23 protein-coding genes are annotated in these 23,805 nt (G+C 61.5%); 9 read left to right on the top strand and 14 right to left on the bottom strand.

Translation table 11 applies throughout. The features are described 5' to 3' along the window. Position 1: 1 nt before the first annotated feature. Positions 2 to 892, bottom strand: a complete 891-nt coding sequence (locus RR51_RS05970; protein WP_039612908.1) for a universal stress protein — start codon at positions 890 to 892, stop codon at positions 2 to 4. A gap of 69 nt (positions 893 to 961) precedes the next feature. On the opposite strand from RR51_RS05970, the gene RR51_RS05965 reads away from it, so the two are divergent. Continuing rightward, entirely contained in the window at positions 962 to 1,951 is a 990-nt protein-coding gene (locus RR51_RS05965; RefSeq protein WP_039612973.1) for a universal stress protein, read from the top strand. 55 nt (positions 1,952 to 2,006) lie between these two features. Here the strand turns inward: RR51_RS05965 and RR51_RS05960 are convergent, their stop codons facing one another. Beyond that, positions 2,007 to 2,498 carry a BCAM0308 family protein gene (locus RR51_RS05960; RefSeq protein WP_023662714.1) on the bottom strand — a complete coding sequence of 164 codons (492 nt, stop codon included), beginning with the start codon at positions 2,496 to 2,498 and terminating at the stop codon, positions 2,007 to 2,009. Between the two features lie 154 nt (positions 2,499 to 2,652). On the opposite strand from RR51_RS05960, the gene RR51_RS05955 reads away from it, so the two are divergent. Continuing rightward, positions 2,653 to 3,612, top strand: a complete 960-nt coding sequence (locus tag RR51_RS05955) for a ribose-phosphate diphosphokinase (protein WP_039612907.1) — start codon at positions 2,653 to 2,655, stop codon at positions 3,610 to 3,612. A 15-nt stretch (positions 3,613 to 3,627) separates the two neighbouring features. Here the strand turns inward: RR51_RS05955 and RR51_RS05950 are convergent, their stop codons facing one another. The 4 genes from RR51_RS05950 to RR51_RS05935 form a co-directional block, all read right to left on the bottom strand. Beyond that, a complete protein-coding gene (locus RR51_RS05950) occupies positions 3,628 to 4,518 on the bottom strand; it encodes a universal stress protein (RefSeq protein WP_039612906.1) in 891 nt (296 codons plus the stop codon). A 28-nt stretch (positions 4,519 to 4,546) separates the two neighbouring features. Next, positions 4,547 to 6,166 carry a chaperonin GroEL gene (gene groL / locus RR51_RS05945; protein WP_023662711.1) on the bottom strand — a complete coding sequence of 540 codons (1,620 nt, stop codon included), beginning with the start codon at positions 6,164 to 6,166 and terminating at the stop codon, positions 4,547 to 4,549. 110 nt (positions 6,167 to 6,276) lie between these two features. Further along, positions 6,277 to 8,559, bottom strand: a complete 2,283-nt coding sequence (locus tag RR51_RS05940) for a heavy metal translocating P-type ATPase (RefSeq protein WP_039612972.1) — start codon at positions 8,557 to 8,559, stop codon at positions 6,277 to 6,279. 5 nt (positions 8,560 to 8,564) lie between these two features. Then, positions 8,565 to 8,819, bottom strand: coding sequence for a hypothetical protein (locus RR51_RS05935; protein ID WP_024086880.1), 255 nt, complete (start codon positions 8,817 to 8,819; stop codon positions 8,565 to 8,567). 197 nt (positions 8,820 to 9,016) lie between these two features. Here RR51_RS05935 and RR51_RS05930 point away from each other — a divergent pair, with 197 nt between their 5' ends. From RR51_RS05930 to RR51_RS05920, 3 genes are read left to right on the top strand one after another with little or no spacing between them, the layout of a single operon-like run. Continuing rightward, positions 9,017 to 9,664, top strand: a complete 648-nt coding sequence (locus tag RR51_RS05930) for a BON domain-containing protein (protein ID WP_003256842.1) — start codon at positions 9,017 to 9,019, stop codon at positions 9,662 to 9,664. Between the two features lie 27 nt (positions 9,665 to 9,691). Next, positions 9,692 to 11,533, top strand: coding sequence for an ATP-dependent zinc metalloprotease FtsH (ftsH, locus tag RR51_RS05925; RefSeq protein WP_039612905.1), 1,842 nt, complete (start codon positions 9,692 to 9,694; stop codon positions 11,531 to 11,533). Between the two features lie 27 nt (positions 11,534 to 11,560). Further along, positions 11,561 to 11,986 carry a potassium channel family protein gene (locus RR51_RS05920; protein ID WP_003256841.1) on the top strand — a complete coding sequence of 142 codons (426 nt, stop codon included), beginning with the start codon at positions 11,561 to 11,563 and terminating at the stop codon, positions 11,984 to 11,986. A 7-nt stretch (positions 11,987 to 11,993) separates the two neighbouring features. Here RR51_RS05920 and RR51_RS05915 read toward each other — a convergent pair whose 3' ends face one another. From RR51_RS05915 to RR51_RS05905, 3 genes are all read right to left on the bottom strand, one after another. Then, positions 11,994 to 14,369, bottom strand: a complete 2,376-nt coding sequence (locus RR51_RS05915; RefSeq protein ID WP_039612904.1) for a phosphoketolase family protein — start codon at positions 14,367 to 14,369, stop codon at positions 11,994 to 11,996. A 44-nt stretch (positions 14,370 to 14,413) separates the two neighbouring features. Continuing rightward, positions 14,414 to 14,878 (bottom strand): CBS domain-containing protein, encoded by a 465-nt coding sequence (locus RR51_RS05910; RefSeq protein WP_003256840.1) that lies wholly within the window; start codon positions 14,876 to 14,878, stop codon positions 14,414 to 14,416. A 63-nt stretch (positions 14,879 to 14,941) separates the two neighbouring features. Then, positions 14,942 to 15,502, bottom strand: a complete 561-nt coding sequence (locus RR51_RS05905) for an Hsp20/alpha crystallin family protein (protein ID WP_039612903.1) — start codon at positions 15,500 to 15,502, stop codon at positions 14,942 to 14,944. Between the two features lie 194 nt (positions 15,503 to 15,696). Between RR51_RS05905 and RR51_RS05900 the strand changes: the two genes are divergently transcribed. Then, positions 15,697 to 16,422 (top strand): hypothetical protein, encoded by a 726-nt coding sequence (locus tag RR51_RS05900; RefSeq protein ID WP_039612902.1) that lies wholly within the window; start codon positions 15,697 to 15,699, stop codon positions 16,420 to 16,422. Here RR51_RS05900 and RR51_RS05895 read toward each other — a convergent pair. Further along, complete coding sequence (locus RR51_RS05895; protein ID WP_038409431.1) at positions 16,397 to 17,128, bottom strand: helix-turn-helix domain-containing protein; 732 nt, start codon at positions 17,126 to 17,128, stop codon at positions 16,397 to 16,399. The genes RR51_RS05900 and RR51_RS05895 overlap by 26 nt on opposite strands. A gap of 234 nt (positions 17,129 to 17,362) precedes the next feature. On the opposite strand from RR51_RS05895, the gene RR51_RS05890 reads away from it, so the two are divergent. From RR51_RS05890 to RR51_RS05880, 3 genes are all read left to right on the top strand, one after another. Continuing rightward, positions 17,363 to 17,821 (top strand): hemerythrin domain-containing protein, encoded by a 459-nt coding sequence (locus RR51_RS05890; RefSeq protein ID WP_039612901.1) that lies wholly within the window; start codon positions 17,363 to 17,365, stop codon positions 17,819 to 17,821. A 57-nt stretch (positions 17,822 to 17,878) separates the two neighbouring features. Continuing rightward, a complete protein-coding gene (locus tag RR51_RS05885) occupies positions 17,879 to 18,448 on the top strand; it encodes a GNAT family N-acetyltransferase (RefSeq protein ID WP_003256833.1) in 570 nt (189 codons plus the stop codon). A gap of 95 nt (positions 18,449 to 18,543) precedes the next feature. Continuing rightward, positions 18,544 to 19,911: an erythromycin esterase family protein gene (locus tag RR51_RS05880; RefSeq protein WP_039612900.1), complete on the top strand. Its 1,368-nt coding sequence runs from the start codon at positions 18,544 to 18,546 to the stop codon at positions 19,909 to 19,911. Positions 19,912 to 19,956: 45 nt separating this feature from the next. Here the strand turns inward: RR51_RS05880 and RR51_RS05875 are convergent, their stop codons facing one another. The 4 genes from RR51_RS05875 to RR51_RS05860 are packed head-to-tail and all read right to left on the bottom strand — an operon-like array spanning position 19,957 to position 23,681. Continuing rightward, the gene (locus RR51_RS05875) at positions 19,957 to 20,670 is read right to left on the bottom strand and encodes a phosphoribosyltransferase (protein WP_039612899.1); all 714 of its coding nucleotides are present in this window, start codon (positions 20,668 to 20,670) and stop codon (positions 19,957 to 19,959) included. 35 nt (positions 20,671 to 20,705) lie between these two features. Further along, a complete protein-coding gene (locus tag RR51_RS05870) occupies positions 20,706 to 21,341 on the bottom strand; it encodes a hypothetical protein (protein WP_039612971.1) in 636 nt (211 codons plus the stop codon). A 55-nt stretch (positions 21,342 to 21,396) separates the two neighbouring features. Beyond that, positions 21,397 to 22,764, bottom strand: a complete 1,368-nt coding sequence (locus RR51_RS05865; protein ID WP_023661504.1) for an MBL fold metallo-hydrolase RNA specificity domain-containing protein — start codon at positions 22,762 to 22,764, stop codon at positions 21,397 to 21,399. Between the two features lie 2 nt (positions 22,765 to 22,766). Then, positions 22,767 to 23,681 carry a universal stress protein gene (locus RR51_RS05860; protein ID WP_039612898.1) on the bottom strand — a complete coding sequence of 305 codons (915 nt, stop codon included), beginning with the start codon at positions 23,679 to 23,681 and terminating at the stop codon, positions 22,767 to 22,769. Positions 23,682 to 23,805 lie beyond the last annotated feature (124 nt).

Here is a 23,805-nt window from a genome sequence, read left to right as displayed (position 1 = left end):
ATCAATCGGCTGACGGGGGCCTGACTGCCAGAACGCTGCACGGGGCGTCATTGACGAGCCGTTCGGTAGTATCGCCGATCAGCTTGGCCCAACGTCTGGGCTGCACCACGCCGACCACCACCACATCGACCTTCAGCGTGGGGACGAGAGACTGAATGACGCGCAGCGGCGCACCTTCGATAAAGTAGCGCTGCGCATAGGGAATGCCATGGATATCGGCCAGTTCATCGAATGGTAGCTGGAGTGACTCGCGCACTTGCTCCGCCCATGGCGCTGCCAGGTCGGGATTGGCCAGCATGGCCAACGGCAGATCGTAGACCGACAGCAGATGGACCTGGCCGTTGCATGGGCTCGCCAGTTGCCGGCCTGCCTCCACCAGCGCATGGTTCAGCGCTTGCTGCGCTAGGTCTGCCTTGGCCACATCCACGGCCACCAGTATGTTCGCGGGCATGGCGCTGGCCTCGGCAGGCACGAGCAGCAATGGCACCTTACTGGTATGCAGCAACACATGGTCAACCGAAGATTTGTCGTTCAGGCCAGGTACCCGACTGGCGGGTAGCCCCTTGATCACCAAGTCAGGCGCAAAGCGTGCAATACACGCCGGTACGAGGTCACGCGCCATGGAGCTTTCCAGCGCTTCGAAGGTGGTGTGCAACCCTGCGGGCGCCTGCTCGTCGAGCAATGCCTTGAGCCCGGCACTGAAGTGCGCGAACGCGGCTGAAGGTTGTGAAGCTTGCTGCCCTGGCTCGGGCAGGCCAGGCTCAGTGGTGGTGTGGATGCCCAGTACGTGCAACAAGGCACCTGACGCTCGAGCCAATGCCATGGCCCGATGCATCGCGGCATGGGCCTGGACCTTGGTCATGACCAGAAGAATCCGGCGGTACGGGCTCATCAGTCACCTCCTGGCGCGAATATGGGGTGCCGCACCGCTGTCATTATCGAAGCTGCCGCTCAGCCAATCTTGATAAATATCAAGGCCATCAAGCCCCAGTGCGTCACCCTTGGCCTGTACCGGTGGGCCTTCATCGAGGCTGCCATCGCCGTGGAGGCCATCATGAACGCTTACTCGCGACTGCTACTGATCTGCCATCCAGACCTGCACCCCTCGCCTGCCCTGACGCGTGCTCAGGCGCTGGCCAGTACGACAGGCGCCACCTTGCACCTGGTGGTGCTCAGTCAACTGCCCTCACGCCTGGCCACCCTGGACCAGGTGCTGCGCAGTAATGCCCGCAAGCAGGACGCCGAGCACCGCAAGGCTTGGCTCGCCGACCAGGTGAAAGCGCTGGGCGAACTGGGCATTACCGCCTACGCCGAGACACTGGACGATGAAGACCCGCTCAAGGACTTAATCCGGCTGGCCCAACTGCACCGGGTGGAGATGGTGATCAAGGACATCAGGCACGAAACCGCCTTGAGCCGTGCCCTGTTGACCCCCTTGGACTGGCAACTGCTGCGCCGTTGCCCGATCCCTATGCACCTGGTGGCCCAGGCTGAAACCAAGCTGCCAGCGCGCATCCTTGTCGCCGTGGATCTTGTCGAGCACGACCCGGTGATCGACAGGCTCAACGACCACATCCTGCAACGGGCACAGGCACTGGCACAGCGATGCAAGGCGCAACTGCACCTGCTGCAGGCCTATGAACCCAGCACCAGCTTCGTTGCCTATGCCGCCGCACCCGTGGCCTGGACTGACAAGCTGGTAGAGGAAATATCTGGTCGCGCGCGCGAGCGCATGGCGACGTTCGGCGGCCGCTACGGCATCAAGCCAGATCATCTGCACCTGGTGCGAGGCGCTGCCCGTAACGTGGTCAGCGACTACGCGAACAAGCATGGCTTCGATGTGGTAGTGATGGGTACGCTCTACCACGAGGGGGTGAGCAAGGTCGTTGGCAGTACTACAGAGCAAACCCTGTACAAGGTTCACTCCAGCATTCTGGCGATCCACGGTTGAACGATCACCTGCCTGGTTTCACCTTCTCCCTGGAGTGAAACCAGGCGAACTGACCTCAGTCGCGATGCCAGTCGATACTCAAGTACACATCGCTGTCGCTGTAACGGTAGCTGCAAGTTCCATCGTAGGCGGCCTCCAGCTCATGACCGATGCGGTTGGCCAGGTGGGTACCAGTGGTGGTTGCTACCAGTTGATCCTGCTGGTACTCGATGGCTATCAAGCGCTCAAGAACATGCCTTTGCCTTTCCTGTTGCTCCACGTTATGCATGAGTTTGCGAATCTCCTCTTCGTGCGCTGCCAGAAAACGGCCCGACACCCGCACTTGTCCGGCAGCGGCACGGTCCTCGATACGTCGGCATGCGGGGCAGACAATCGAATCCACCGGCCCAGGCCCCATCGCCCCATAGGCGTGCCACTCCCCTCCGTGGTAGACAACGCCACATTGCGGACAACGCGCGCTGCCGCCAGAACGAAGCGGCGTGGCATAGGGGTCGAACGGGTGTGGCTTGAACAGTTTGTCCTTGTGGCTTTTCTGGTATTTGTCCATTGGCGTACTCTCCGTGCAGGGTATAGGTGCGCAGGCCTTGGCATGCTCTGACCTGCCCAGTGTCCGCCTGCTGGCTATGCTCGACTTGATAAACGTCAAACCCCACAGTCCAACTCAGCTTATGTTGCTATGTACGACCAATGGAGCGCAGGGCATGAATGACACACCGCCGTTACTGTTCGCCCTGCGAGGCAGCCAGGCCTATGGGAATGCCGTGGCGCAACGCCTGGGATGGACACTGTCAGCACATGAAGAGCGTGACTACGAGGACGGAGAACACAAATGCTGGCCTGGCGAATCGGTCGACGGTCGATCGGTCATCGTCTTTCACTCGCTCTATGGCGACGCGCACCACAGCGCACACGACAAGCTGTGCCGGTTGCTGTTCTTCTGTGGTGCGCTCAAGGACGCCGGTGCCAGCCAGGTGACAGCAGTCACGCCTTACCTGTGTTATGGCCGCAAGGACCGCAAGGTGGAGTTTCAGGATGCGACCATCACCCGCCATGTGGCTTGCCTGATGGAAAGCATCGGTGTCGACCGCGTGGTGGCGCTGGACGTACACAACCCCAGCGCCTTCGACAACGCCTACCGAATCCCGAGCTGGAACCTGCAATGCACCGAGCTGTTCGCCCAACACCTGGCCCCGCTGCTCGGTGAGCAGACAGTCACGGTCGTGTCGCCGGATATTGGCGGCATCAAACGCGCCGAGCAGTTTCGCCAGGTTCTGGCGGACCTGCTCGGGCGCCCGGTATCTGTGGCCATGATGGAAAAGCACCGCCAGCAGGCGGGCCTGAGCGGCGAACACCTGGTGGGTGACGTGGCAGGTAGCACTGTCATCGTGTTCGACGACCTGATCAGCACGGGGCAGACGCTGCTGCGCGCAGCCCAGGCCTGCCGGCAGGCCGGAGCCAGCCGCATGCTGGCCGCTGCCACCCATGGCCTGTTCACCACTGGTGGCGAGCTATTCGACAGCGGGGTATTCGAACGGGTACTGGTGGCCGACAGCATCGCGCCCTTTCGCCTGCCCGTGCGATGCCTGCAGCGGCTGGATATCGTCGATACCAGCGCCCTGGTCGCCGAGTTGCTTGCCAACCGCCGGGGCTGGGGCGCATGAACCCCAGACATCGCCCTACACCGCCAGGATATTGGAGGGTATCTGGTACAACACATGCTCCGTGGTGCTGCCGAACAGTCGGTCCAGCCCACGGGCAAGCGGCCTGCCCATGACGATCACGTCCACCGGGTGGGTCTCGACATATTCACTCAGCACCGCGACCGGGCGGCCCAGCAGGAAGTGCCTGCGTTCGGCCGGCGCACCGTAGCGGTCGGCCAGCGCCTTGAAATCGTCCTCCAGGGCATGGCGCAAGGACTCGCCGACGTCGCCAATGGCCCAGGCGCCATATCCCATGTCGCCCATGTAGGCCATGGTCAGGTCACAGGCGAACAGCAGGTCCAGTTGCGCGCCGGTCTGCAAGGCCAGCGCATTGGCCTGCTGGACGATGCTGTTATTGCGCGCCTGGCCCTCGGGCGATTGATCGGCCACGTCCACCGCCGCGACGATCTGGCGAGGCAAGGCCGGTCTGGCGGCGCCCAACAGGTAGACCGGGATCGGGCAATGGCGCAGCAACTGCCAGTCCAACGGGGTAAAGAAGGCCCGCTTGAGCACCGGCTCGTGCTCGACCTGCTTGAGCAGTACATCCGGCTGCATCTCCAGGGCATGTTCGAGAATATCCGCCTGCAGATCGCTGCTCCAGGCGACTTCCGTCGTCACTTGCACACCCGAGGCTCGTAGCACCTTGGCCTGGGCCTCGAGCTGGTCTTGCTGGGATTGCAGGTAAGCCTGCCGCTCGCTCCGAGGGTCACCTGTCTCCAGGAACCTGAGCTTGTCCAGCGACTCCAGCAAACCCACTATGTGCAGGCTTGCCGAACTTGACCTGGCCAGGGCGGCAGCCTGCTCCAAGGCACAGGACTGGCACAATGCCGGACGCAGGATCAGCAACAGGCGTTGATAGTGGCTCATGGTAGCCTCCAATGATCGGTTCGCCTGATCACTCAGGGATTGGGGGTTGCATCAAAGGTGCTGGTTTTTCCGGGATATCGGTCATGGTTGCCTCGGTCAGCAGCAGGATGCTGGCGACGGAAACAGCATTCTCGAGGGCGATGCGCACCACTTTGGTGGGGTCGATGATGCCGGCCTCGTACAGGTCGACATAGGTGTTGGCCGCCGCGTCGAACCCGATACTGCCCGTTTCGGCAAGCATGCGTGCCACCACCACACCCGCGTCCACCGCGGAATTATCGGCAATCATCCGCGCCGGGGCCTCCAGCGCACGGCGCAGTATCTGCAGGCCCGTACGCATATCGCCTTCGCTGTTCGCCTCTTCAGCGAGCAACACCGACACAGTCTTCAGCAAAGCCAGGCCGGCGCCAGGCACGATGCCTTCGGCGATGGCTGCACGGGTGGCGGCCAGGGCATCGTCCAATGCGTCCTTGCGCGCTTTCATCTCCGCCTCGGAGGGTGCCCCGACACGTATCACTGCCACACCGCCGGCAAGCCTGGCCAGGCGTTCGTGCAGTTTTTCCCGATCATAATCGCTGGTGCTGGCCTCGATCTGGGCGCGGATATGCGCAACGCGGGTAGCCACCGCTTGCTGCGTGCCACTGCCTCCAATCAACGCGGTGCTGTCCTTCAACACCACCGCACGGTGCACTTGGCCAAGCTGGGACAGCTGCAACTGATCGAGCGTGACGCCAAGCTCTGCCGACACCAGGGTAGCCCCCGTGAGCACCGCGATGTCCTGAAGTATTTCCTTGCGCCGGTCGCCATACCCAGGAGCCTTCACCGCCACCGCGCGCAGTACGCCGCGGATCTGGTTGACTACCAGCGTGGTCAGGGCCTCGCCGTCGATGTCCTCGGCAATAACCACCAGCGGCTGACCGCTTTTCGCCACCTGTTCCAGCAGGGGTAGCAGATCGTTTAGTGCGCCGATCTTGTGATCGCATAGCAAGACACAGGCATCGGTCAGTTCGACCTGCATCTTCTCGGTGTCGGTGACGAAGTAAGGCGACACATAGCCTCGGTCGAAGCGCATGCCATCCATGATCTCGACCTTGGTTTCGGTGGTCTTGGATTCCTCGATGCTGACCACACCTTCCACGCCAACCTTTTCCAGGGCATCGGCGACCAACTGGCCAATCAACGGATCGTTGTGCGCTGACAACGTCGCCACTTGTGCTTTTTCCTTGGCAGTGCAGACCTGTCGTGACTGCGCCAGCAACGATTTGATGACCAGCGCCAAGCCCTTGTCCAGGCCTCGCTTGAGATCGATGGCACTGGCTCCGGCCACCACGTTGCGCACGCCGTCGGCCAGGATCGCGTGAGCGAGCACAGTTGCGGTACTGGTGCCATCACCCACCGCTTCACCAGTGCGCTCGGCCGCCTGGCGCAGCATCTGTGCGCCGAGGTTTTCCTCCGGGTCCTGCAGAAAGACGCGTTTGGCGATGGTCACGCCATCGTTGCAGACAGTCGGTTTACCCCAACTGCTTTGCATCAGTACCGATTTCGATTTGGGCCCTAGCGTAACGCGCACGGCATCGGCGAGCTGGGTGGCACCACTGAGGATTTTCTCCCGCGCTGCGGAGCGAAACAGGATTTTGCTGTGGGGCATGGTATTGCCTCCCGTTCAGGCCAGGGCAGAGAACAACTGCTGCCAGCATCCCGCTGCACCGTGTTGGGTGCTTGATTTTTATCAATCCTACAGGGCGCTGAACGCCGCGCTCAGCGTTGATCCAGGTACCGGTACAGGGCTTCTTCCTGGTCGAAATGCAACTTGGCCAAGGTGTCCAGGCGTATCAGCTGGTGCTGGATGTCATCAGGGCTCGGGCTCGCTGCCGCCCGGTTGAAATCCTGGCTCATGCAGGAGAGAAGATGGATGAGGCGGAAGATTTCCCGGTGGGTATGGCTCATCGCCGAGAGCGGATCTTCGCCCTGCATGAAGCGGCTCAGCAGCGGATACAAACGACGCTCGTCATCGCGCTCGTGGCGTTCCAGAAGGTCATGCAGGCCGGTGACCAGTTTGCCCAGGTCGTCCCGCGCCTGCTCGATGGGGCGTTTGGCGAAATCGCAGGCCATCTGGCTCAGCTCCGTCAGCAACCCGTCGAGTTGCCGATGCTCATCCTGCAATCGATCCAGGTCCTCGACGGCAAGCCCGTTGCGTCGCCCGGCCGTCAAGGGGCCCAGCGCACGCAAGGCGTTGACGATGATCAACAGGTCGATACCTTCCTGCAACACCGCCCCCAGCAGCGCGGGCAGGTAGCCGGCGGCGGCAACCAGCATGGCCAGCAACGACAGGCTCATGCCCACCCATACCCCCTGACGGGCGATGTACACGGCGTACCGGGCGATATCCAAGGCATCGACCAATCGATCGAGACGATCGACCAGCAACACCACACCGGCCGCCTGGGCAGAGGCCGTGACGCCAGAAGCGCCCATGGCAACCCCGACATCGGCCGCCGCCAATGCTGGCGCATCGTTGATGCCATCGCCGACCATCAGCGAGGGCGCCATGCGGCAGCCGTCCTGCACCAGGCGAATCTTGTCGACTGGCGAGAGCCCCGAGCGAAGCTCATCGATACCCGCCGCCAGCGCAACCATTTCCGCCGTTTCCGGGCGGTCACCGGTGAGCATGACGACCTTTTCGATCCCGCGCGCCCGCAGGCGGCGCAGTGTCTGGGGGGTTTCCCGGCGCAAGTCATCGGCCAGCCGCAGTACCGCTTTCAACTCACCGTCAACCGCCACGAAACTGCCGCTGTTGGCCAGGTAGTCCAGTTGCTGCAAACGTGCCTGTGCCCACTGGCCATCGTCCTTCTCGTTCTGCACATAGGCCAGGGCGCCCAAGCGTACAGCCTTGCCTTGAACGATCCCGGCAAGCCCCTGGCCGGGGCTTTCCTGCACCTGCTCGGGCGCGGTCAGCGTCAGGTTGCGCAGGCGGGCAGCATGAACGATGGCCTGGGCAATCGGATGGGTCGATGACTGGGCCAACGAAGCGGCCAACTGCAGCATCTGCAACGGCGCGCCTTGCCCCTTCAGTTCGATCGACTGCAACTGGGCATGACCACTGGTCAAGGTACCGGTCTTGTCGAGGAACACCTGGCGGATGCCGGCCAGGGCTTCAAGCACCTCGCCGTCACGCACGAGTATGTTGCGCCGTGCAGCCCTCGAAATACCTGAGATGATGGCAATTGGCACCGCCAGTATCAGCGGGCAAGGCGTGGCGACCACCAGCACGGCAAGCACTCGCTGCACATCGCCACTGGCCCACCACGCCAGCGCAGCGATGAGCAATGTCAGCGGGATCAGCGCCAGCGCATAGCGGTCGGCCAGGCGCATGAAAGGTGCCCGTGACTGACGTGCCGCTTCGGCCAGCTTCACGATGCCAGCGTAAGTGCTTTGCGCCGCGGTATGCGTGGCCAGCAACAGCAGCGGCGCACCGGAGTTGGTCACCCCACTGGCCACCGGCTCACCGGCATGGCGGGTAACCGGTAACGATTCGCCAGTCAGCGCAGCTTCGTCCAGGGTCGCCTGCTCGGATTGCAACCACCCATCCACCGGCACGATCTCACCCAGGCGCACCAGTACACTCTGCCCAGCGCGGACTTCGTCCACCGGTACCTCACGCAAACCATCCTGCTCTTGAATCCAGGCCCGCTGAGGGGCCCGGTCGATCAGTGCCCGCAACTCGCGCTCGGCGTGACGCAAGCTGAGAGTTTCCAATGTACGGCCCGAGGCAAGCATCAGCGCAACCACGGCGCCTACCAGCATCTGCTCAAGGGCCAGGGCCGCGCCAATCGACATCAGCGCGATCAGGTCAATGCCCGCCTCACGCCTGGCCAGGCGCCGGGCCATTTCCACCGCCAGCACCGCTGCCATGATCGCGCTGCCGGCGGCCCAGATCAGCCCAGCCCAGGTCGGCTGTTGCGCCGCATAGGCCAGCCCTCCGAGCAGCAAGGCCAGGACGCAGACCAGCAACAGGCTTGGGTCCAGCCATCGACGTGACACGGCGGTCACTTGCGCTTGGCCTGCTGCAGCAACTGTTGGACCTGTTCCTGGGCCTGGGTCGCTCTGCGCAGTGCCTCGTTGGCGGTCTGCTCGACCAGGTCGATGCGGTAGCACACCTGGTCGGCCCGCAAACGGGCGGTAGCCGCGTTGTTCTCGGCCGACTCCAGGCGCGCGTCGTATTCTTCAGCGTGCCAAGGGGTACAGCCCGAAGCCGATGCCAGCAGCAGACTGGACAATCCGGCAAGCAGATAGCGTTGCATGTTGGTGCCCTCGCGCATGCCCAAGACACCCTCAGTATCGGCATCGCCACTCAGCGCAGCCTGACATTTATCAATCTCGCCCAGCGTGCGATAGCGCGCCGGTTTTGACCTTTGTCAATCACGTAATACCGCTGGGGGGTAAAAACATGGGCTGAGAACATCTCAGCCCACCTTTCCAATGGATAGCGGAGACCATCATGAACGACCTTGATTTGCGCGACCTGGTGCTCGAAGAGTTGGCGTTTCAACCTGACATCAATGCCGCCAGCATCGGTGTGACCGTGCAGGACGGTGTGGTCACACTGTCAGGCCATGTCAGCAGTTATGCCCAGAAGATCAGTGCCGAGCGCACCGTAAAAGCCATGAAAGGCGTGCGTGGGCTGGCCGAGGAAATCGAAGTCCGGCTGAACAAACTCGAAGGCACCGCCGACGATACCATTGCCAGCCGTGCCCTGAAGATCATCGCCTGGAGCTCGGATGCCAATGTCGAGGGCATCAAGGTCACCGTTCACAAAGGCACGGTGACCTTGGAAGGCGAACTGGACTGGCAATACCAGAAGGAAGTGATCGAACAGGCGGTGTGGCGTCTGTCGGGCGTGATCAGCGTGCAGAACCGCATCACTTTGAAGGCGCGGGCCGATGCCAGCGATATTCGCCATCACATCGAACAGGCACTCAAGCGCAGCGCCGAGATTCAGGCCGAAGGCATTCGCGTCACCGTCAACGGTGGTGTGGTCAGGCTGGAAGGCAAGGTGCATTTGCTTCGCGAACGGGAGTTGGTCGAGCGCGCCGCCTGGGCGGTGCCGGGCGTGAGCAAGGTCGAAGACTACTTGTTGATCGCCTGACCCGGCTGCCCACCACGAGATATGGTCATGAACAAAGATCAGCCCTGGAAGCTGTACTTGCTGGCGATCGGGCTTTCCGTGCTGGCCGCCATTCAGTTCGGCCTATTCGACCGTGCGGCCGTGCAGACCATCTCCTATAGCCAGTTCCTGCAATTGCTGGAGCAGCAAAAGGTCAGCGACCTTCGGGTCGAACACGACCGTATCCTGGGCAAGCTGCAGGAACCCATCGCCGGCCGCTCGATGTTCTCCACGGTGCGGATCGACCCGCAACTGAGCGAGCAACTGGGCCGCACGGGCGTGACCTTCACCGGAGTAGCCGAGGACAGCAACCTGGCTGCCATGGTGGGTTGGCTCATGCCGCTGATAATGATGCTGGCGCTGTGGTTCTTCCTGTTTCGTGGGGTAACCGATAAACAAGGCCTGGGCGGTCTGATGGGTGTGGGGAAGTCGCGCGCCCGGGTCTACGTCGAGCGTGACATCAAGGTCACCTTCGCCGATGTGGCGGGCATAGACGACGTCAAGGGCGAACTCACCGAAGTGGTGTCCTTCCTCAAGAACCAGGCGTTCTATGCCCGTCTGGGGGCGCATGTGCCCAAGGGCACATTGCTGGTCGGCCCCCCGGGCACCGGCAAGACCCTGGTGGCCAAGGCGATCGCCGGCGAAGCGGCGGTACCCTTTTTCTCGATCTCCGGGTCCGAGTTCGTCGAGATGTTCGTCGGCGTGGGCGCGGCGCGGGTGCGCGACCTGTTCGACCAGGCCCGACGCGCCGCGCCCTGCATCATTTTCATCGACGAACTGGACGCCCTGGGCAAGATGCGTGGCCTCGGCAGCCTGGGCGGCAATGACGAGAAGGAACAGACGCTCAATCAACTGCTGGCCGAACTGGATGGCTTCGACCCGCGCGAAGGCGTCGTGCTGCTGGCGGCGACCAACCGCCCTGAGATACTGGACCCCGCGCTGCTGCGAGCCGGACGGTTCGACCGGCAGATCCTGATCGACCGGCCTGACCGCAAGGGTCGCCTGGCGATCCTCAAGGTGCACCTGCACAAGATCGTCTACAAGAACGACCTGGACTGCGAACGCATCGCCGACATCACCCCCGGCCTGACCGGCGCCGACCTGGCCAACCTGGTGAACGAGGCCGCCATCGTCGCCACCCGACGTGCCAGCCAATGGGTCGAGCTGCAGGACTTCACCGCTGCCGTCGAGCGCCTGGTGGCAGGCGTGGAGCGCAAGGGCAACGTACTGCGCGACGATGAACGCCAGGTCGTGGCGTACCATGAGATGGGCCACGCTCTGGCCGCAAGCAGCCTGCCGGCGATGGACCCGGTGCACAAGGTGTCGATCATCCCCAGGGCCGCTGGCTCGCTGGGGTTCACCCTGCAACGGCCGACCGATGACCGCTACCTGATCAGCGCGCAGATGCTCCGCGACCGGATCGTCGTGCTGATGGCCGGGCGAGCCGCCGAAAGCCTGGTATTCGGCCAGGTGTCCACCGGGGCTGCCGACGACCTGGGACGCGCTACCGACATCGCCCGCCAGCTGATCACCCGATTCGGCATGAGCACGGAACTGGGCCAGGCAGTGCTGGAGCGCCAACAGGCCAGTTACCTGGGCGAATCGTTGTTGCGCCAGGAGCGCAAGGACTACTCAGAGCAGACCGCGCGCGAAATCGACTTGGGTATTCGAGGCCTGCTGGAAGACGCTTACGCCCGTGCCCGGACCTTGCTCGAGCAACGACGCGCCGACCTGGACACTGGGGCACGCCTGTTGTTGGCCAGGGAAACCATCACCCCGGAAGAATTCCCGGCGCTGCTGCCGGTGGCCAAGGACCCTGCCACCTATAATCTGGTCGATGCGGCCAAATGACACTCCAATCCAGTCCGAGTACCGACCATGCTCACCGTCACATTGATCAACATGCTGGTGGTGATCCTGGTGGTGATCATCCACTACGAATGCCTGCTGCGCCTGAACGACTGGCTACCGCGGCTGAAACTGTGGAGCCGATTCCGGATCGTCGCAGGCGTATTCGGCGCGCTGCTGGCTCATGCGCTGGAGGTCTGGTGTTTCGCCCTGGTGTATTACCTGATGATTCACGCCGAAGGCTGGGGCACGCTCAGTGGCAACTTCGACGGCAGCTTCCTGGATTGCGTGTACTTTTCCTTCACCACCTACACCACGATAGGCTTTGGCGACATCGCGCCTAACGGCCATCTGAAGTACCTCACCGGCCTGCAAGCGTTGACAGGCCTGGTGCTGATCACCTGGACCGCGTCGTTCCTGTTCCTCGAAATGCAGAAATACTGGAAAGCCAAATAGCGCCTGTTCAGGCGTCTGGGTGTGGCGTCCAGTGCCATTGCGCAACCTCAGGCATGTCTTCGCCATGCTCGATGAGGTACAGCTTGTGCCTTTCCATGGTCGACCAGTAGCGGGTTCGCGCCTGCTCCACCTGCGCTCGCAGGCGAGGCACGCGTTCGAACACATCGAGAACCAGCTGGTAGCGGTCGAGGTTGTAGATGACTGCCATGTCGAACGGCGTGGTGGTGGCCCCTTCTTCACGGAAACCATGCACATGGAAGCGCTGCGGATTGGCACGCTTGTAGATCAGGCGGTGAATCAGGGCAGGATAACCATGGAAGGCGAAGATCACCGGCTGCTCTTCGGTAAACAGCGCGTTGAAGTCACTGTCGGGCAACCCGTGCGGATGCTGTTGCGGTGATTGCAGTGCCATCAGGTCAACCACGTTCACCACCCTCACCCGCAGATCGCCAACGTAATCACGGAGCAGGGTCACGGCCGCCAGCACTTCCAGCGTCGGCACATCGCCTGCGCAGGCGAGGACCACCTCCGGCAGGTCATCATCATGGCTGGCCCATGCCCAACGCCCGATGCCGGCCTGGCAATGCAGATTCGCCGCCTGCCCATCCAGCCACTGCCATTCCAGCTGTTTTCCGACAACGATCACATTGATGTAGTCACGGCTGCGCAAGCAATGGTCAGCCACGGACAACAGGCAGTTGGCGTCCGGTGGCAGGTAGATGCGCGCAAGGTCGGCCTTCTTGTTCGCCATAAGGTCGAGGAAACCTGGGTCTTGGTGCGAGAAGCCGTTGTGGTCCTGGCGCCAGACATGCGAAGTCAGGAGGATGTTCAGCGAGGCGATCGGCTTGCGCCAAGGCACTTCGGCGGCGGTCTTGAGCCATTTGGCATGCTGGTTGATCATCGAATCGACGATATGAATGAATGCTTCATAGCAGGAAAACAGGCCGTGCCGACCGGTCAACAGGTAACCTTCCAGCCAACCTTCGCATATATGTTCGCTGAGTATCTCCATTACCCTGCCGTCTGGCCCGAGGTGGTTATCTTCGACGCCGTGGGGATCCAACCAGACCTTGCTGGTCGCCTCGAACACGGCGTCCAGCCGGTTGGACGCCGTCTCGTCAGGCCCGAACAGGCGGAAATCGCGGGACACCAGGCTATTCTTCATGACATCGCGCAAGTAACTGCCAAGAACCCGGGTCGCCTCTGCACGCACCTGTCCAGGTGCGTCCATCTTCACGCTGTAATCGCTGAAGCGCGGAAGGTCGAGCGCCCGCAACAGCAGCCCGCCATTGGCATGAGGGTTTGCGCTCATGCGCCGCCGTCCGGTCGGGACCAGTGCGGCCAGTTCCGGCAACAACGCGCCCTGGGCATCGAACAGCTCATGAGGGCGGTAGCTTTCCAGCCATTGCTGCAATTGCTGCAAGTGCAGCGGCTTGCGAAGATCACCCAGGGGCAGTTGGTGGGAGCGCCAGGTCCCTTCTACCCGCTGCCCATCGACGAATTTCGGCCCCGTCCAACCTTTGGGGGTGCGCAATACCAGCATTGGCCACAACGGCCGGTCGATGGCTACGCCCGATTCGGTGTGCCGGGCAAGGCGCTGGATCTGGCAGATTTTCTCGTAGATCACATCAAGCGTCCTGGCCAACGCCCGATGAACCTCCATCGGTTCGTCGCCCTCGACAAAATAGGGGTCATAGCCATAGCCATACATCAGGCTGGTCAGCTCGTCCTCGCTGATCCGCGCCAGCACCGTCGGGTTGGCGATCTTGTAGCCGTTCAGATGCAGGATCGGCAGTACCGCACCGTCGCGCGCGGCATTGAGGAACTTGTTGCAATGCCAACTTGCGGCCAGCGCGCCGGTTTCCGCTTCGCCGTCGCCTATGACGCAGGCCACGATCAACTGCGGGTTATCCAGGGCAGCGCCATAGGCATGGACCAGGGCATAGCCAAGCTCGCCACCCTCGTGCAGAGAACCCGGGACATGCGGGCCGACATGGCTGCCAATGCCATACGGCCATGAAAACTGACGAAACAACCGTGCCATCCCCTGCGCATTGCGTTCTATCGCAGGGTTCAGCTCGGTATAGGTACCATCCAGATACGCCTGGGCAACCATGGCCGGGCCGCCATGGCCAGGGCCGGTGACGAAGAGCATGTTGAGATCGTAATGGCGGATCAGCCGGTTCAGATGGGTGTAGATCAGGTTCAGCCCCGGCGATGTGCCCCAGTGCCCCAGCAACCGAGGCTTGATGTCGGCCAACTTCAGCGGGGTGGCCAGCAAGGGGTTGCCTTGGAGATAGATCTGGCCAACGGTAAGGTAGTTCGCGGCCCGCCAGTAGGCATCCAGCCATTCGAGTTCCTCGGTACCTGGATAATCGTTCATGATCGCCCTCTCTGTCGATGGCGCGCACGCGTATGTGTACGCGTTCAGATATCCCCGGCGCGGATATCTTCTTCCCGTCGGCTCTGCTGACGGATCAGCAAGGTCAGCTCGTGCAGGTGGTCGGCCAACAGCCCCACCAGGTCGTCTGCAGTGACAATGCCAACCAACAGGCCAAAGTCATCGACCACCGGGATCCGCCTGATGTTGGCCCGTCGCATGTTCAGAATCACATCGAACAGGTCTTCATTCTGGTTTGCGGTAATCAATGGGCGTGGCAGGACATCGATGGCCTGGAGGTCTTCCTGGTCAGGAGGGTTGCAGGCGATGATCCTCAGCGCAAGGTCACGGTCGGTGATCAGGCCGATAGGCCGGTAACGGTCTCGATCGACAGGCTCGGCCAGCACCAGGTCACCGACGTGGTACCGACTCATCATCCGCGCTGCGGCGAAGATCGAAATGCTGGGGAGCGCAGTGACCACATCCCGGTTGCAGTATTTGCCGATGGACATGATGTTTCACCTTTTTGGAATGCGAAGACGGAGCGTCCCTGCTCCTGAAATCGGTCAGGTCAATCACTTGCTGCTTTTGATAGGAATCACTTTCTCAGGGTGAATCGCTTCTGCACGCTTGGGCAGATGCACCAGCAGCACGCCCTTGGCGAACTGTGCATTAATCTTTTCCGCATCTACTTCACGGGGTAGCTGGAAAACCCGCTCGAAGCTGCCGTAGTGCCGCTCTGACAAGTGGTACTCCTTGCGTTTTTCGTCAACCTCTTCCTGCTTCTCGCCGCGGATCACAACGTTGCCATTGACCAGCTTGATCTCGATGTCCTTGTCATCCACACCAGGCAGTTCGGCGCTGATGCGAAACTCATCGGCCAGTTCGCTGATATCCATCGCCGGCATGCCATGGGTGAACAGTTCACGGCGCCAGAATGGCTCGACATCGAACGGGGTATGGCTGAACGGCATGCGCAATGGCCGGCGACCGAAATCGTCGAACAGGCTGTCGATCTGACGCCGCAACTGCTGGAATGGGCGCCACAGGTCCGATGGCTCGGTACTTGGCGGCGTAGCCTTGGCAGGTTGGGTGGTTGCGGAAGTGACAGGTACTTTCTTCGCTGTTTCGGACATGGCGACCTCCTCTAATGAGTAATGCCTCCCTGGGAGACGCCTCGATATTGCGCTGGCAGGCGAGCCCGCGTTTGACCTTTATCAATCAGGATGCGGCCACCATCCTCTGTCGGTTTGATCCTGATCAAAGTGTTGCCATCGCAGGGGCTTAGCTTATATGGAACGTGGCCCGCCCAAACCTGTTCGAGGCGCATATGGACCAGGATGACAGTGAGTGTGTCCGTTTGCTGGAAACATTGCCGGGGCCCGGCATACAGTACCTTCGCCTGATGCTGTGCAACCCGCAACGCAGCGAGGCGATGCCAGGCCAGTATTGCCAACTGGCGAATCAAACCCAGCGCTGGACCTGCAACTTCATCAGCATGCCTGGCGCAGCAGGTCGGTTCATGGTCGCCACCCGCAGCGTCCTGGCATTGAAGATCGGAGATCTGCTCGAGTACTCAGGCCCTCTGGGCAGCGCATGGCCGGTGCCCTTGCAGAGTGTGCGACTGCTGGCTATCACTCACGGTGAGGGGGTTTTGGCGCTACTTTGCACACTGGATGAGGTTCGCTGTTGGCTACCTTGGGTAGAGGTGAGGCTGTTGCACGAAAGCTTTGAGCAGGAGCACCTGCCCGCTGAATGTAAGCCATGGATCTCAGCGTTTACCTCGGTGCCGCGCAACAGCAGAAGCGTTTGGAGTCAACTGACTGAACAGCTGGAGAATTTCAAGCCGGACACTGTCTACTGCTGCGCGCCATCCTTGGTGGCAAGGCATGCCGCGCGCATCTGTTGGCAAAAAGGGGTCCCGATACAGCGTATCTGGTTGCGGGCAGACCATGTGTCGCGTCCATCCTGGAATTGTCAATTTCCTCTGAATGGGCCTGTGCAACGTTATGACAGGATTCTCGAGGCCCTCAATTCGGCTCCTCCATCCGACTGAGCTTGAGCAGGCCTTGTTGATCGATGAGTCGGACTTCCCGGCCAACGCATTGCAGGAGCCCAGCCTGATTGAACCGGCTGAACAGCCGAGAGACAGTTTCCAGGGTAAGGTCCAGGTAGTTTGCGATATCTCCTCGCGACATGGGCAGATTAAGGACGTCTGCACGCAAACCTCTTTCTTGATAACGCGCCGCCATGCCCAACAGGAAAAGCGAAAGGCGCTGCTCGGCTCGCCCGTGGCAGCAGCGCAGGTGTTCGTCCTTGCCTTGAATACCCAGGCTGAGCATGTGCAACAATTGATAGCGCAATCCGGGTATCTGCCCCGACAGATCAACCAACTGGTCCAGCCGGATCGAGCAGACCAGCGAAACGTCCAGCGCCAACGCATAGCTCCGATAATGACTTGCCCCGATAGCGTCCAGCCCCAAGATTTCGCCCGGCAGAACGAAGCCGGTGACCCGCTCGTTGCCCTCGGAATCAATCAGAAAATTCTTGATGACCCCTGAGCGCAGGGCAAACACATGCCCCATGGGCTCATCGGCCTTGAACAGATACTCGCCCTTCTTCAAAGGGCGGTTACGGCGAATGATACGCTCCAGCTTTTCCACTTCATCGACGCTTAGGCTGGCGGGCAGGCACAGTCGGCTCAAAGAGCACGCAAGGCACTTTACCTGGGGCTTTATACCCATATCTTCAGGGCCTGACATGACGATGTCTCCGCTTTTTCTTGCGGGCACTATAAACCCTAGCCGCTTCGCCCGAGGTTTCTGAGGCAACTGACCAAGGGTCATGGTGGTGCCCCACTAAAGCTTGATCAAGATCAAGTCAGGCCAGTGCGCTGCCCTCATGCTCGACTTAGATAGCCTTCAACCCGTGTTCCTGTCTGAAGGCCCCTGGGCCTTATAAATCTGCATTGTCTGGTAACGTGAAGAGGATGTGTCATGAATACCTTACTGAACGAACTTCACGCCTATCATCATGACATGGCCAATAAGATAAGCCAGATCAGGAAGTTGCTGAAAAAGCTAAAGCATGAACCCGATGCCACTGATGACTGTAAGCTTTTGTTCGAAATGTTGGAGGCCTTGCACAGCAATGCAGAGCGGCACCACCATGAGAATGAAGAAAGCATACGGCGAGCCTTGCTGGCCACGGAGGCGCCGATCCACCCGCGGATCCTGGATATCGAGCGAGATCACCAGGCATTTGCGCGCATTGCTGGGCAATTGAAGACATTAGCGGCTACGACAAAAGACACGAAAGTAATCGCTGACACTGTCGAAGACTATATCGAAAAATATTACGACCACATGGAATCGGAGGAAAACATATTCTTTCCAGCTGCAGACAAATGGCTTTCAAACAGTCAATGGCTGGAAATAAAACATCAATGGCATTAACTGGAGTGCAAATTCAAGCGCCCAACCGCCCCATCTCAATCACACGAGGATACTGCCATGGCTTCTGCTGATACTTCCCGTCAACATACCGCGCCCTCGTTTCCCAAGCCTGCGGGCGAACATTGGATCGAAGCCCTCGACAATGGCACCCATGTACTGATCAGGCCGCTGCAAGCCAAGGACCGGGAGCGCGAGAGGGCCTTCATCGAACGGCTGTCACCGCAGTCGCGGCATTTTCGCTTCCTGTGCCAGATCAAAGAGCCCGGTGAGGCGATGCTCGACCAGTTGATGGCGGTCGACCAGGACCGACAAGCGGCTTATGTCGCCCTCGCCCATGTGGACGGCGAGCTGCAGGAGGTGGGCATATCGCGTTATGCCGCCATTGCCGGCAAGGATGAATGCGAATGCGCCGTGACAGTACTCGACAGCTGGCAGCACCATGGCCTGGGCCGCCTGCTGCTCAAGCACCTGACCGATCATGCCCGGGCAAAGGGCCTGCGGCAGATGTACTCGATCGACTCAGCCGCCAACCTGGCGATGCGCGACCTGGCCAAGGCGGCAGGATTCACCACCAGCACCGATCCGGATGATCCGGCCCAGGTCATCCATCGCCTCAACCTGACCTGAAGCGCCGCTGCGCCAGCGCCTGGGGCAGCCACCGTGCTGCCCCGCCCGCTGCAAGCCCCACGACCTCCGGCCCTATCCGCACGAGGAGGGTATCCATGAACGGTAATTCGCGGAAACTGATGGAAAAGCTCTACGGCAAGCAATACCAGGTCGACAGCGCTGAGATCGCCCCCCTGCTGCATCAATTCGCCGAACCCTTGCCTGACCTGGACTCCCCCGCTTTCGCTGCGCTGTTCGACCGCTACGCCGACGCCCGTGTGGTGATGCTGGGCGAGGCAAGCCATGGCACCAGCGAGTTCTATCGCGCCCGCGCGGCAATTACCCGCCGGTTGATCGAACAGCACGGCTTCAACATCGTGGCCGTCGAAGCCGACTGGCCGGATGCCGGGCACGTCGACCAGTACGTGCGGGGCTTGGCCCATTCGGCATGGAAGCGCCATATTTTCAGCCGTTTCCCAACCTGGATGTGGCGCAACAGCGAGGTCAAGGCATTCGCCCACTGGCTGCATGGACACAATCGCCTGCTGGCCGTCGAGCGCCGCGTGGAGTTCAGAGGCCTGGACGTCTACAGCCTACGCAACTCCATTCATGAAGTGCTGGCCTTTCTGGACCGGGCAGATCCGCACCTGGCCCGCGAAGCGCGCCACCGTTATGGTTGCCTGACGCCCTGGCAGGATGACCCGGCCCTGTACGGCCACTTCGTCGAGCGCGGTGGCGTCATGCCGTGCGAGCAGCCTGTGGTAGAACAACTGAATGTGATGCTGGCCGAACAGCTGTCGGGCCTGATCCGCAATGACGAAGCGTTCTTCAATGCCACCCAGAACGCACGGGTGATCATCGCTGCGGAGCAATATTACCGCGCGATCTATCGAGGCTCGACCGCCTCCTGGAATCTGCGCGACCGGCATATGTTCGATACCCTGCGCGCACTGCTGGAACATCGCGGGCCACACGCCAAAGCCGTGGTCTGGGCACACAATTCCCACATCGGCAACGCAGATGCCACGGAAATGGGTTGGAAAGGCCAGTTCAACATCGGCCAACTGTGCCGTAAAGCCTTTGGCCAGGAGGCTGTGCTGATCGGCATGACCACTGACCGCGGTCAAGTGGCCGCCGCCAGTGACTGGGATGGCGACATGCTGATCAGGGACGTCCGCCCTTCGCGGTCGGACAGCTGGGAGCACCAGTTCCGCCTGGCAGGCGTACCGGCTTCTTTGACCGACTGGCGAGACCCACAGCGCAAGGAGTTGCGTCGCATCTTGTCCATGCCACTGCTCGAGCGCGCGATCGGCGTCATCTACCGACCGGAAAGCGAACGGCTGAGCCATTACTTCGAAGCAGTGCTGGCCGAGCAATTCGATGCCATGCTCTGGATCGAACAGACCCAGCCGGTCAACGCCCTGCCACTACCGAAACAACAGCACCTCGAACCGGAAGACGAAACCTATCCGTTCGGTGTCTGAATATCCGGCCTGCAAGCCTCAAGAGAAGAGGCTTGGGGGCCGCGCCTAGCGAGCATGGTCATCTTCAGCCTCCCCGGCACGCGCCCTGGAGGACTCCGCGAGCCCGGCCTTGTCCATCAGCGCGATGACTTCTTCGTCCGACGTCTGGGGAAAGTCCTGGTACCAGTAGCCGACCGAAACCATCCGCTCAGGCACCAGCGGGCAGACCACCTCGTCCACTTCGCCCCACATGGCCTCCAGCGTTTCTGGTGGCGCGACTGGCACCGCGACCACGATACGCAAAGGGGACAACGCTCGTGTCGCCTGAATGGCCGCCATCATCGAGGCCCCGGTTGCCAGGCCATCATCAACCAGGATTACGGTCTGGTCCTTGAGCTGAAGCGGTGGTCGGGTACCTCGATAGGCGCGCTCACGACGTATCAGTTCCTGGGTTTCCCTGGCAACCACGCTTTCCAGCAAGGTGCGATCGACCGGGTAAGCCCGCAGTGCATCGTCGTTGAGAATCTTCACCCCGCCCCCGGCGATCGCACCCATGGCATATTCAGGGTGCGATGGTACTCCAAGCTTGCGCACTACCAGCAGGTCCAGGCGAACCTTGAGGGCGGTAGCGACCTCGTAAGCCACCGGCACACCGCCTCGTGGCAAGGCGAGCACGATCACATCAGCCCGTCCGGTATATCGGCTCAACGACGCCACCAGGCAGCGACCGGCTTCAGCACGGTCGGGGTACAGGGTGCGACGAGCAAGATCATGCGACATGGAAACCTCCCGCGCCGCGACGGGCGCCTGTCGTTTCAGCTACTGGCAAGCACTACCGCCATTCTAGGCAGCGTCGCCCGGGCCTCTTCAGGCAGCAGGTCGAACTGCTCGAGGCAGCGCTGTTCATCGTCTGCCGTCAACGCCTTGTATGTGCTCACTTCCCGCATCGGCGTTTCGAACAAGGCCAGGCGTATCACCCCATTACGGTCCAGAAACGTTTGCGCCAGGCAGGTACACACCGGCTTGCCGACCAATGCCGTGAGCTTTTCATCCTCAGGGGTGTTCACCCGGGCCTGCAGGCTGTCTGTGCAATTCTCCACGATTCGGTCCACCGAGCGCCCCGCCAGCCAAACCGTGCCGCCAGCGAGCAACGCCAGGAACAGCAACATGCCCAAGAGCACGTTCGACTCCTGGGTGACCGAGCGCAGGAAGGCAAGCCGAGCCTGCCAGCCCGTGGCCTGGCCGTTGAATATGGTCTTGCCTACCGTGCGTTTCACGCCCCGCTGCACCACCCACCCCAACGCCACGCACAGGGCGAGCAAGGCCAGCAGCATAAGTGGATGTTGCATCGGCAGGCGCCAGTTCGGGTTCAACGACCGGTAGGCAGCGACCACGACGAGCAGTGCGAAGATTGCCACGATAAACCCCAGGCTACCCCGTGGCCGATGCATCCAGGCCCGGAGTTTCGCCCTTGCTTGTGTATCCATGACAGCCTCCCGGCCCAGGCTAGCGCACTGGGTCAATAGCAACCGTTTCGTGGTACTCGGGTACGTACACCTGCCAACCGAGCTCGATGCTGATCCGCCGCCGCAACGTGTCGGCGGCGTGCGGCTCACCATGGATGACATAGGTCTGGCGTGGCGGGCGGGCGAAACCGCGCAACCACTCCATGATCTCGTCGGCATCGGCGTGCGCAGAGAGATTATCCATCGCATGCACCTGGGCCCGGATAGGCACGTCTTCACCGTGCAGGCGGACACTGCGCGCACCGGCGACGATGTCGGCACCGCGCGTACCACCGGCCTGGAAACCAGAGAACAGAATGCTGTTGCGCGGGTTGGGGGCCAGTGCCTTGAGATGGTGCAAGACTCGTCCACCGGTCGCCATGCCACTGGCGGCGATAATGACCGCGGGCTCACGCAGCTGATCCAGATGCCGGGATTCATCGACGGTACGGATGATATGCGTGCCCCTGCACATTTCGGCGCATTCCGCCAACGTCAGGCGATGCTCGCTCCGGAACTGCTGGTAAAGGGTGGTTGCGTCTGTGGCCATCGGGCTGTTGAGGTAGACCGGAATGTCGGGTATCAGGCCATCGCGCTTGAGCTTGTACAGGTAGTACATCAGCAACTGGGCCCGGCCAACCGCGAATGAGGGCACCAAGGTGATGCCGTGGCGCAGGAGAGTCTGGTTGATGACCTGGGCCAGAAACTGCTCGGTCGATTCGCTTGGATGCTGGCGATCGCCATAGGTGGACTCCACCAGCAGCACGTCTGCCGTCCTGATCAGTTCCGGCGCGCGCATGATCGGGTCTTGTGGCCGGCCCAGGTCGCCAGAGAAGACCAAGGTCTGGCCGTCGACCTTGATCTGTACCGTCGCCGCGCCGAGTATGTGCCCAGCCGTGCGCAACAGCAGCTCCATCCCCGGCGCAATCATGGTCGGGTGATGCAACTCCACAGGGCGCAACAATGCCAAGGCACGCTTTGCATCCTGTTCGGTGTAAAGCGGGCGTGCCGGCGAATGCTTCGAGTAGCCGTGCCGGTTGGCATGCTCTGCCTGCTCTTCTTGCAGCCGGGCACTGTCGAGCAACAGGATTTCGGCCAAGGCACAGGTGGCCGGTGTTGCGTAGATCGGCCCGGTATAGCCTTCCTTGGCGAGCACCGGAAGATAACCGCTGTGGTCGAGGTGGGCGTGGGTCAGCACCACGGCATCGAGCGCGCGCAGCGCCGCCGATAACGGTTCCCAGTTGCGCAGGCGCAGTTGCTTGTAGCCTTGGAACAGCCCGCAGTCGATCAGCACGCGGCTGCTGTCGCGGGTCAACAGGAACTTGCTGCCCGTCACGGTCCCGGTACCACCGAGGAATGTCAGTTGCATGGCTAGGGCTCCAAGGTTTCGGCCGCTTGAGGGTGAACCGCAAGGACGCTGCACGGCGGGCGGCTGACGATGCGTTCAGTGGTGTCGCCGAGCAGTTTGTCCAGGCCCTTTGGCTGCACGACGCCCATGACCACCGCGTCGATATCCAGCACAGCGACTTGCTCGCGAATCACCTGAACCGGGCCACCTTCCAGGAAGTGGCGGCAATCGGCCGGGACCCCCTCGGCGTCCGCCAAGGTGTCGAACGGCTCCTTCAAGGCATTGCGCATCTCATCGATCCACGCCTGGGTAACGTTCATGTCCGAGGCGAACACGCCCGCCAGGTTGTAGGCCGAGAGCAGGTGCAGCTGTGCATCGCATTGCAGTGCCAGCGCCTGCGCGGCACGAATCAGCCTGCGGTTGAAGGACGCCTGGTCCTCGGGGGTTTCGCTGAAGGAGGTGTCCACGGCGACCAGCACGCGCCGGGGCAGCGACACCGCCGCCTCCGGTACGAAGTGCGTGATGCCCTTCAAGCCCCGCATCAACGCGCAATCCAGGGGCGTGCTGAACAGGCGCACCATGGTTGGCGTCACTTCGCTGTCCTTGATGACCATATCGGGGTGCAGTTCGCTGATGTAGTCGATGGCCTGGCTGCGGATGTCATCTGCCTGCAAGGTGTCGACCGTCAAAGCGATGCCGCTGCCACGGTGACGCTCGACCAACCCCGCCAGCCGCAAACCGTAGTGGTCGAACTGACGCTGGATATCGGCCTCGTTCAATCGCTCTTCGCGCAGCAGGTGCTCCTGCGTCGGTTCGAACAAGCCCAGTACATGCACACTGGCACCACTGACATGCGCCAGCGCCAGGGCCCGGCGCAGCGCGGCCGAATGCGGATCGAGCTCGGTTAGCAGCACCAGCAGTTGTCGATATTGACCCATGGCGAACCTCCGGGCTTGCGCGGCTGGCGTGATGATGTAGGCGATTGTCCGAAAGCAGGCCTGTTCGCGCTTGATGCAGATCAGAAAACCACCATCCGAGCCGGAACTTGACGATTGTCAGAAC

Origin of the sequence: Pseudomonas sp. C5pp (assembly GCF_000814065.1) — a bacterium.
Classification (GTDB): domain Bacteria; phylum Pseudomonadota; class Gammaproteobacteria; order Pseudomonadales; family Pseudomonadaceae; genus Aquipseudomonas; species Aquipseudomonas asiatica.
Note: the sequence above shows the minus strand (reverse complement) of the source record. Positions and strands in the feature narration are given on the sequence as shown.